Source organism: Kribbella sp. NPDC004138 (assembly GCF_053603655.1).
Map to the genome: position 1 here is coordinate 105,292 of NZ_JBSGFZ010000018.1, position 9,923 is coordinate 115,214.

General features: G+C 69.5%; 7 protein-coding genes. 4 read left to right on the forward strand and 3 right to left on the reverse strand.

The window, feature by feature from the left end:
• Window positions 1-59 precede the first annotated feature (59 nt).
• On the forward strand, window positions 60-986 hold the full coding sequence (locus ACWEOO_RS25010; protein WP_452145060.1) for an SMP-30/gluconolactonase/LRE family protein: 927 nt from the start codon (window positions 60-62) through the stop codon (window positions 984-986).
• Window positions 987-1,053: 67 nt separating this feature from the next.
• Entirely contained in the window at window positions 1,054-1,827 is a 774-nt protein-coding gene (locus tag ACWEOO_RS25015; RefSeq protein ID WP_452145061.1) for a hypothetical protein, read from the forward strand.
• Window positions 1,828-1,848: 21 nt separating this feature from the next.
• Here the strand turns inward: ACWEOO_RS25015 and ACWEOO_RS25020 are convergent, their stop codons facing one another.
• On the reverse strand, window positions 1,849-2,103 hold the full coding sequence (locus tag ACWEOO_RS25020) for a hypothetical protein (protein WP_452145062.1): 255 nt from the start codon (window positions 2,101-2,103) through the stop codon (window positions 1,849-1,851).
• Window positions 2,104-2,175: 72 nt separating this feature from the next.
• Here ACWEOO_RS25020 and ACWEOO_RS25025 point away from each other — a divergent pair, with 72 nt between their 5' ends.
• On the forward strand, window positions 2,176-3,087 hold the full coding sequence (locus tag ACWEOO_RS25025; protein WP_452145063.1) for a LysR family transcriptional regulator: 912 nt from the start codon (window positions 2,176-2,178) through the stop codon (window positions 3,085-3,087).
• On the opposite strand, the gene ACWEOO_RS25030 is transcribed toward ACWEOO_RS25025, so the two are convergent.
• Window positions 3,062-4,498 (reverse strand): Nramp family divalent metal transporter, encoded by a 1,437-nt coding sequence (locus ACWEOO_RS25030; RefSeq protein ID WP_452145064.1) that lies wholly within the window; start codon window positions 4,496-4,498, stop codon window positions 3,062-3,064. The two genes, ACWEOO_RS25025 and ACWEOO_RS25030, sit on opposite strands and share 26 nt — an antisense overlap.
• Window positions 4,499-4,592: 94 nt before the next feature.
• On the opposite strand from ACWEOO_RS25030, the gene ACWEOO_RS25035 reads away from it, so the two are divergent.
• A complete protein-coding gene (locus ACWEOO_RS25035; RefSeq protein WP_452145065.1) occupies window positions 4,593-7,613 on the forward strand; it encodes a helix-turn-helix transcriptional regulator in 3,021 nt (1,006 codons plus the stop codon).
• Window positions 7,614-7,640: 27 nt separating this feature from the next.
• Here ACWEOO_RS25035 and ACWEOO_RS25040 read toward each other — a convergent pair whose 3' ends face one another.
• The gene (locus tag ACWEOO_RS25040; RefSeq protein WP_452145066.1) at window positions 7,641-9,815 is read right to left on the reverse strand and encodes an MMPL family transporter; all 2,175 of its coding nucleotides are present in this window, start codon (window positions 9,813-9,815) and stop codon (window positions 7,641-7,643) included.
• Window positions 9,816-9,923 lie beyond the last annotated feature (108 nt).

Below are 9,923 nucleotides of genomic sequence, written 5' to 3' on the forward strand. Positions count from 1 at the left end.
GAGGGCCAACCGCTTAGGCTCGTCGGCGAGCGTTGCAGCCGAGTTCGCGAGGAGTCGTGATGACGGGAATTCTCGAGCCGTTGGCAGGGACCGCACCGGCCGTCTGGGAGAAGCTGGACGACCGGTTCGCCGGGATCCGCGGCGACAGCCGGCTCGAACGGCTGTGGACCGGCGGCCGCTGGGTCGAGGGCCCGGTGTACTCGGCCGCCGGCCGGTACCTGCTCTGGAGCGACATCCCGAACGACCGGATCCTGCGCTGGGACGAGACGTCGTACCAGGTTTCCGTTTTCCGGAATCCGGCCGGAAACACGAACGGGCACACCCGCGACACCGAGGGCCGGCTGGTGAGCTGCGAGCACGGCAACCGCCGCGTGACCAGGACCGAGCACCACGGCGGCATCACCGTGCTCGCCCACGAGTACGACGGAAAACGTTTGAACAGCCCGAACGACGTGGTGGTGAAGCGCGACGGATCGGTCTGGTTCACGGACCCGGCGTACGGCATCGACAGCGACTACGAGGGGTACCAGGGCCAGATCGAGACCGGCGGCTGCCACGTGTACCGGGTCTCGCCGGACGGTGTGCTGACCCGCGTCGCCGACGACTTCAACCGGCCGAACGGGCTCGCGTTCTCGGTCGACGAGTCGTTGCTCTACATCACCGATTCGGAGGAGGCGACGATCCGCGTCTTCACCGTCGACGGTGACAAGCTGAGCGGCGGCGAGCTGTTCGCCGAGTGCGGCAACGGCATCTTCGACGGCATCCGCCTCGACACCCAGGGCCGCATCTGGGCCTCGGCCGCGGACGGCGTCCACATCTATCACCCGGATGGCACCCTGCTCGGCAAGCTCCTGGTCCCGGAGACCGTCAGCAACCTGACCTGGGGCGGCCCCAAGCGCAACCGCCTGTTCCTCACCGCGACCACCTCGGTCTACTCGCTCTTCACCACCGCCAACGGAGCCCCGGAGGCCTACGGCCCGCGATGATAATTCGGTCGCTCACCGACCCGTGGCTGCGTGATGATGGCCTGCTGACCTGATCCAAGGAGGACTGGTGAGCATGATTCCGGAACATCTCCGGGTGGTGGCGGACAACGTGGTGGCCGAGGCGGAGCGGGACCCGCGGGTGCTGGCGGTGCTGGCCGGCGGATCGGTCGCCACCGGCACCAGTGACGAGTACTCCGATCTCGACCTGGTGCTGGTGTGTACAGCGGAAGGTCAGCCCTCGTGCCTCGCCGAGGCGAAGGAGTTCGCGGGCCGGGTCGGTCCGCTGCTGACGAGTTTCACCGGCGAGCACGTCGGCGAGCCGCGGCTGCTGATCGCGCTCTACGGGCCGCCGCTCCTGCACGTCGACCTCAAGTTCGTCACGCCGGACGGCCTGCGGACGCGGGTCGAGGACGGCGTCGTCCTGTGGCAGCGGGACGGGACCGTCGACCGGATCCGGCAGGAGAGCGCGCCGGCCTGGCCGCAACCGGATCCGCAGTGGATCGAGGACCGGTTCTGGTGCTGGGTGCACTACACGGCCGTCAAGATCGCGCGCGGGGAGCTGTTCGAGGCGATCGGGGCCCTCGACGCGCTCCGCTCGGCGGCGATCGCGCCACTGGCCACGCTCGGCCGGACGGCCAGACCGGCCGGCGTCCGGCGGTTCGAGACGCTCGCGCCCGACCTCGTGCCGCAGTTGCGTGCCACGCTCGCGGACGCGGATCCCGAGGACTGTCTGCGCGCGCTGCGGGCAGCCGTCGACGTCTATCGGAAGGTCCGCGAGGGCGTCGAGGTGGTCCGGCGGACCGCGGCCGAGGAAGCCGTGGTCGACTTCCTCGGCCACTGACGCGCGACTGAACCGGTCTGGTCAGTTCCTCCGGCCGGACCGGTTCGCCACTCGCGCGGAGATCCGCCCGAGCGCGGGCATGACGAGGTTCGTCATAGCGGTCACGAGGACACCGCTGATCAACAACGCCCGCACCGCCACCGGCAGAGATTCCAGCCAGTGGCCGGCGACCAGCAGCAGTACCGTCACGATCAAGTAGGCGGCCAGCCAGGCCAACAGCGTTACGGCGATCCGGCCTCCGACCCGCCGGACCGGTACGACCTCTGAAGTGTTCATGACTAAGACGCTACGAGTGACCAGTTCGATAAGTCCAAGACCTGTTGCTGCTGGTCGTCATAGGATCTGCTTATGGAACTTCGGCAGCTGGCCTACTTTCTCGCCGTCGCGGAGGAACGCAACTTCACCCGCGCGGCCGAGCGGGTGGCGATCGCCCAACCGGCGATCAGCCAGCAGATCCAGCGCCTCGAAGCAGAGCTGAAGGAACGGCTGTTCGTCCGGGACCGACGAGCCGTGACGTTGACCCCGGCCGGTGAGGCGTTGCTGCCACACGCCCGGTCGCTGCTCCTCGGCGCGGATCGCGCCCGGGAGGCGGTCGCGGAGTTGTCCGGTCTGATCACCGGCCGGCTCGCGATCGGTCTGGTGCAGCCGTTGCCGGATCGCCGGATCATCGGGCTGCTCGGTGCGTTCCACCGGGATCATCCGGCGATCGAGTTGTCCGTTGCCGAAGGCGAGACCGACGGGCTGCTCGACGGTGTGCGGGCCGGTCGGCTGGACGTCGCCCTGATCGGCCTCGGTCCGTACGACGATCCGCCGGGCGACCTGCGGGCCTTGGTGATGGACCGCGAACCCGTCGTGGTCGCGCTGCACCCGTCCAGCACCCTCGCGCGCCGTCGTACGGTCGAGTTGGCAGCCTTGCGTGACGAGCCGATGGTCACGCTCACTCACGCCAGCAAACTCCGCACGACCCTCGAGGCCGCCTGCCGGACGGCGGGGTTCGCGCCCCGGATTGTCGCCGAGAGCAGCGATCTCGGGGTTGTCGTCGCGCTGGCCGCCGAGCAGGTCGGCGTGGCCGTTCTGCCGCGATCGGCACTCGACGGCGCCACCGGTGTCGTCCGGCGGCGGCTCACCGCCCCGGCACTGGAGCGCCGGCTGCTGCTGATCTCGCCGGCTTCCGGCGCCTCGCCGGCGGGTCGCGCTTTCGACGCGCTGGCCCGCCGGCGGTTTCCGGCGATGTCTAGAGCTTCTTCACCTGGTCGATGATCGTGAAGACGGCCAGGAAGCCGAAGGCCAGGAACGAGAACCAGAGGACTGCCGCGCGCCAGCCGGGGATGCGGATGGCGTGCGGGAGGGCTCGGGAGTTCATCCACCACAGCAGGCCGGAGTAGACGAACATCATGGTGCCGGCGGTGCAGGCCGAGATCACCAGCAGGACCAGCGGCTGGGTGAGGCCGGCCAGCAGCACGATGATGCCGAAGGCAACAAGTCCCCAGACCAGCCAGAAGTACAGTTTGGACTCCGACACCTTCGACTCGCGCAGGTACCGGGCCTTGACCATGTCGGCCGCCAGTCGGGACGTGTAGTCGACGATGCCGGCCGCGGCGGCGAACAGCGCGAACGCGCCGATCGCCCAGAACAGGTACCCGAACCAGCCGCCGACGATCGTCTGCAATGTCGTGCCCTCGATCTTCAGGAAGCTGATGCTGTTCTTCACGTCGCTGTTCCCGAACAGCGTCGCGTGGGCGAGCATCGAGGTGAACACGATCGTCACCACGGTGATCGCCACGAAGGTCAGCGCCTGCTCGAGGTTCGCGAACTTCCACCAGCGCTTCCAGCGGGCCAGGTTCTCGTCGTTCGGCTCGAACGTGTACCCGTTGGCGGTCGGGTCGGCCTCGGTCTCGCCGGTCACCGGCGACGTCAGCCGCGGCACGTGCACGCCCATCCCGAAGCCCTTGTCGCGGATCCAGTTGCTCTGCACGAGGTTCTGCCCGCCGCCCGCGCCGGCGTACGCGATCGCGCCCATCACCAGCGCGAACCCGAGCTGCTCGGCCGGGAACTGCGGCTGCGTCACCGCGTCCCCGAGTGCGCTGTACGTCTTGCCGCGGATCGCGAACACCAGCGCCAGGACGACGAGCAGCGCGACGGCCGCGATCTTCACCGCGATCAGCCGCTCCAGCATCACGTACACGACCGGCGCCAGGGTCAGGATCGCCCCGATCACCACCAGCATGCCGATCGCGATCCAGCGCGGGTCGCCGCCGCCGAACAGGTAGGTCAGCATGCTCGCCGAGCTCGTCGCCCAGCCGGGCCAGAGGTTCGCGAAGTACGTCATGATCGCGAAGAACAGGCCCCAGTGCTTCCCGTACCGGTTGAAGCCGGTCAACGCTGTCTCACCAGTTGCCAGCGTGTACCGCTCGATCTCCATGTTCAGGAACCACTGGACCACCACACCGACCACGGCGCCCCAGAGGAATACCAGGCCGACCTGGCTGGAGATGTAGGGCCAGAGGATGAACTCGCCCGAGGCCAGTCCGACGCCGGCGCCGACCATGCCCGGGCCGATGATCTTCCAGGTCTTGCTGGGCGGCTCGGGAAGGTCGCGAACCTGCGGTGCGGGCAGGTTCTTGGTGGGCAGTGCGAATCGTCCGTGGTCAGTCGACTTGGTGTCTGCCATCAGGCTCCTCACAGTCTCGACCCCCTGCTTCGCGAGGGTAGCGAATACTGTCGACAAGGGCGACCCGACACAGCCGAATGGCAGACTGACGCGTATGGGTGGGGTGACAGTTCTCGTTGCGTCGTACGCCGGCGCCGCCAGCGCGCCCGCGTACGCACGGCTGGCCGGCCTGGCAGCGGAACTATCGGGGGAGCACCTGGTACGCCGGGACGCCGGGTGGCCCGTCCTGGCGTACGACGACGCGGCCGAAGCGATCGCTGCCGCCGAGGCGCTCCGTGAGGCGGCCTCGCTGGTACCAGCGGGCGAATTCCTGCGGATCGCCCTGCACACCGCACCGACCACCGGGCCGGCGGTTCGCCACGCCGAACACCTGCTGGCACTGGCCAACGCCGGGCAAACGTTGCTGACCGCAGCAACCGCGACGGCCGGCGAATCCGCCGCTGAGCACTTGCGTGATCTCGGCCTGCACCGGCTGCGGGACCTCGGCTCGCCCGAGCGGATCTTCGAGCTCACCACAACGACGGAGCCCCTGCGTTCTCTCGACCTGGTGCCGAACAACCTTCCGGTCATGCTCACCAGCTTCGTCGGCCGCGCGACCCAGGTCGCCGCCGTCCGCACGCAGCTCGCCGGCAGCCGGCTCGTCACGCTGACAGGCCCTGGCGGCAGTGGGAAGACCCGCCTGGCCGCGCAAACGGCTGCGCAGTTGGCCGAGCGCTGGCCGGACGGTGTCTGGTGGGTCGACCTGTCCGCGGTGACGGACAGTGCCCAGATTCCCGAGGCGGTCGCCGCCGCGAGCGGTCTGCTGGTGGAGTCCGGAGATCGCCTGCTGATCGGCCAACTGCGGACCAAGCGAGCCCTCATCTGCCTCGACAACTGCGAGCAGATCGTCGACGGTGCCGCGGAGTTCGTCACCGCGTTGCAGACCGGCTGTCCCGAACTCTCGATCCTCGCCACCAGCCGCGAGCCGCTGGACGTCCCCGGCGAGACGATCTGGCGCGTCCCGCCGTTGGCTCCCGAGGAGGCCCGAGCCCTGTTCCTCGAACGCTCCGCGACCACCGCGGCCGAGCCGGAGCCGGAGTCGGACGCTGTTCGGGGGATCTGCACGCGGCTCGACGGCATCCCGCTCGCCCTGGAGCTCGCCGCCGCGTGGACACGAACGCTGACACCGCCGCAGATCGAAGCAGGCCTGGACGACCGGTTCGGTCTGCTGACGAAGAACGTTCGCGGGGTCGCGGCCCGCCAGCGCACGCTCGCCGCATCGATCGACTGGAGCTACGACCTGCTCGCCGAGGACGAACGTCGCGTCTTCAGCCGCCTCGCGGTCTTCGCAGGCGGTTTCACCCTGGACGCCGCGTCGGCCGTGACGGGCGCCGTACTCGATACGCTCGCGCGTCTTGTCGACAAATCGCTCGTTGTTGCCGAGGGCGGGCGATACCGGCTGCTGGAGACGATCCGCGAGTACGCGGCGACTCGCCTGGCGGACGCCGACGACGTACGCGACCGGCACCTCGACCACTGCCTCCAGCTCGCGGAGACCGCGGAGCCCTTGCTGGACAAGGATCGCGACGCCTGGCGCGCCCTGATCGAGCCGGACCGGGAGAACTTCCGCGCCGCGCTGGAACACGGCCTCGCCGCAGACGATCCGGAACGCGCCCGGCGACTGGCCGCCGCGCTGAGATGGCTGTGGAACCTCCAGGCGACCGGCACCGAGGGCATCGGCTACCTGCGCCGCGCGATCGACCGTGCACCTGACGACCGGACGTTGCTCCAGGCTCGCTTGCTGTACGCGTACGCGACCGTCGCCGACACCGTCGACCCGTTCGGGTACGACGCCGCGGGCCGCGGGTTGGAGCTCGCGACCGAGTTGCGTGACGACCGGCTGCGTTCGCTGTTCCTGGCACTGGTCGCGGTTGGCGAATTCTTCACCGACTTCCGGAAGGCCTGGGACCTGACGACCGAGGGAGTACGCCTCGCGGACGGGATCGGCGACGAAGCAGCCCGGAACGCGAACGTCGCGCTGCAGTGCGTATTGCTTGCGCTGTGGGACCGCCACGACGAGCTCCGCCCGCTGCTCGACCGCGCCGCCGACGGCCTGATCACCAGCGGTGAGCGCGGTATCGCCTCCACCGTGCTGACCGTCTGGTCCGAGAGCCTGTTCTCCACCGGGGAGCCGTTGCGGGCGGTCGAAGTCGCCGAGCGTGCTCTCGCCGCGGCCGAGCCCCTCGCCGACTTCCATCGCGTCGGCACGGCTCGCGCGCATCTGGCGACGCTGCTGGTCAGAACGGGCCGCGCCGACGACGCGCGAGCGCTGATGCGGCCGTTGCTCGAGCTGGCCGAGACCGCGGGCGCCGTCGTACCGAATCTGGGGCAGGCGATGAGCCTGATCTCGTACTGGACCGGCGAGTACGACGCCGCGGTCGAGTGGCTGGCCCGCGACACCGCGCCGGACAGCCCGCTCGCCGGGACGTTCGCGCCCGCGATGCTGCTGCCGACGGTCGCCGCGGCGGAACGCGCTCGCGGCCACGATGCCACCGCGCTGCTCGAACGCGCCGCCGAGTTGGCGCGCCGGTACGACCTGCCGCGGATCCTGGCCGACGCGCTCGATCAGCTTGGCCGGATCGCGATCACCGACCACCCGGACCGGGCGGCAGACCTGCTGCAGCAGGCCCTCACGATCCGCGTCGACCACGGCCTGCGCACGTACGTCGTCGACAGCCTGGAATCCCTTGCCCTGCTGGCGAACCACACGAACCGTGCGGCGGACGCGGCCCGGCTCGCCGGCGCAGCCTCCGCGGCCCGTACCGAGCTCGGCCTCGCGACACCGGCAGACCGTCCCGACCTACCGTCGTCGGACGAGCCACCACTCGCGATGGACGACGCCGTCGCCTACGTCCGCCGTACGCGCGGAGCTCGCGGGCGGCCGTCGTCGGGCTGGGCCAGCCTGACGCCGACCGAGGAGCAGGTGGTTGCCCTCGCGGTCGAAGGCCTCAGCAATCCGGAGATCGGCGAGCGGCTGTTCATCAGCCGCGGCACGGTCAAGACCCACCTGGCCCACGTGTACGCGAAGCTGGGCGTCTCCAACCGCACCGAGCTGGCGTCCCTCAAGAAACCCTGAGCATCTCGTTCGCGAAAACCCGGCCGGTTACTTTTCTTTGGCGAGTTTGCTGGGCCACCAGATCTTCGGGCCGACGTCGTGGGCGAGGGAGGGGACCAGGAGGGAGCGGACGACGGTGGTGTCGAGGAGGACGCCGAAGGCGACCATGAAGGCGATCTGGACCAGGAACAGGATGGGCAGGACCGCGAGGGCCGAGAAGGTGGCGGCCAGGACGACGCCGGCCGACGTGATGACGCCGCCGGTGACGGCGAGGCCGACCAGGATGCCCGGTCTGGTGCCGTGTTCCTGCGACTCCTCGCGGACCCTGGTCATCAGGAAGATCGAGTAGTCGATGCCTAGGGCAACCAGGAACACGAAGGCGTAGAGCGGGATGCCCGGATCGGCTCCCGGGAACTTGAAGACGTGGTTGAACACCAGCGCGCTGACGCCGACGGTCGCGCCGAACGACAGCACGTTCGCGATCACCAGCAGGACCGCGGCGGTCAGCGACCGCAGCAGCAGCATCAGGACGACGAAGATCACCGCGAGGATGGTCGGGATGATCACCCGCAGATCGCGTTGCGCGGCGTCCAGCACGTCGAGGTTGATCGCGGTGTTGCCGCCGACCAGGATGTCGGGACTCACCTTGTCCAGCTCGGTCCGCAGGTGTTTCACCACCTTGGTGGCTTCGGGGGAGTCGGCCGGGACCTTCAGCGTGGCCTGGACCAGTACCTTGCCGTCGACCACCTTCGGCGGTACGCCGGGAGCGGCCGAGGCGGACGCCTCGCCGACACCGTCGACCTTCGTCGCGGTCTGGACCACCTGGTCGGCCTGGGCGACCGGGGTCAGGATCTCCACCGGCGTACCGGCGCCGGCGTCGAAGTGCTTGGCCAGCTCCTCCTGACCGGTGACCGACTCGACCTCGTTCAGGAACAGGTCCTCCTGGGACGTACCGCTGGCCTTGAACGTCGGCAGGAACGCTGCGCACGCGAGCAACGTCAGTGCCGTGACCACCCAGACCCGCCGGGCACGCCGGCCGACCAGCCCGGACACGCGGCCCCAGAGGCGGCGGCCGCCGACCTGGTCGCTGGAGTGCACGTGGTCGACGCGGGGGATCGACGGCCAGAAGATCCGCCGGCCGAACGCGAGCAGGATCGCCGGCAGGAAGGTCATCGACGCGATCAGCGCGCCGGCGATCCCGAAGGCGCCGACCGGCCCGAGGCCCTTGGTGCTGCCGAGCTTGGAGAGGAGCAGACAGAGCAGACCGAGGATGACGGTCGCCGCGCTGGCCGAGATCGGCTCGATCGAGGCCCGCCAGGCGACCCGCATCGCCTCGTACTTGCTCGTGTAGTCGTGCAACTCTTCCTTGTACCGGGAGACGAGTAGCAGCGAGTAGTCGGTCGCGGCGCCGACGACCAGGATGAACAGGATGCCCTGACTCTGCCCGTTCAGCTGCAGGACGCCGTTCTTCGCCAGCGGGTACACCACGAGCGCGGCGAGCGCGAGGCCGAAGACCGCGGTGAGCAGGACCGCGATCGGGAGGATCGGGCTGCGGTACACGATCAGCAGGATCACGAACACGACCGCCAGCGCGACCCCGAGCAGGATCCCGTCGATCCCGCTGAACGCGACCACGAAGTCGGCGAACACCCCACCGGGGCCGGTCACATAGACCGTGAGGCCCGTCGGTGTGAGGTCCTGCTTGATCGCGGTGCGCAGGCTGTCCGCGACCGCGAACAGGACGGTCTCGCCCCCCGCGACCACCTCGTCGGCGCGGTCGCCGTCGATCTGGACGGTGAGCAGCAGGGCCTTGCCGTCCTCCGACCTGATCGCCGGCGCGGCCGGGGAGGTCAGGTAGTCGCCGAGCTTCTTGCCGCCGCCCAGGTCCAGGGTGGCGATCTTCGCCTGGAACGCCTGGACGTTCTGCAGGTCGTCCGGCGTGATGCCGGAGTCACGCTCGACCAGCACGAAGTACGGCAGCGCCTTGGAGTCCACGAACTTCGCGGCCTCGTTGGCGACCACCGTGGACTCGGCATCTTTCGGAAGGAAGTTGGCGTTGTCGTTCTGCTGGACCTCGCTCAGCTTGCCGACCGCGGGGCCGCCCAGCGAGGCGAGCACCAGCCAGCCGATCAGTACGGCGGCGATCGCGGCCCGCCACGCCCAGCGCCGCGGCGGACGCTGCCTCCCACTCAGTTCGGCGGCGTTCTGGTCGTCGTCGTGCACGGTGCCGTCCCCTCGGTCTCCGATCCCGCCCTGAGACCGAACAGTACCCAGCGGCACCCGCAGATCTCTCACCACCCGGCCGCGGGTGTGCGGGAGCCGTTTCGGCGG

What these genes read in the sequence shown, in the direction of transcription:
- ACWEOO_RS25010 (WP_452145060.1), top strand. Translation starts at nt 60, where the DNA reads ATGACGGGAATTCTCGAGCCGTTGGCAGGGACCGCACCGGCCGTCTGG.
- ACWEOO_RS25020 (WP_452145062.1), bottom strand. Translation starts at nt 2,103, where the DNA reads ATGAACACTTCAGAGGTCGTACCGGTCCGGCGGGTCGGAGGCCGGATC.
- ACWEOO_RS25025 (WP_452145063.1), top strand. Translation starts at nt 2,176, where the DNA reads ATGGAACTTCGGCAGCTGGCCTACTTTCTCGCCGTCGCGGAGGAACGC.
- ACWEOO_RS25030 (WP_452145064.1), bottom strand. Translation starts at nt 4,498, where the DNA reads ATGGCAGACACCAAGTCGACTGACCACGGACGATTCGCACTGCCCACC.
- ACWEOO_RS25035 (WP_452145065.1), top strand. Translation starts at nt 4,593, where the DNA reads ATGGGTGGGGTGACAGTTCTCGTTGCGTCGTACGCCGGCGCCGCCAGC.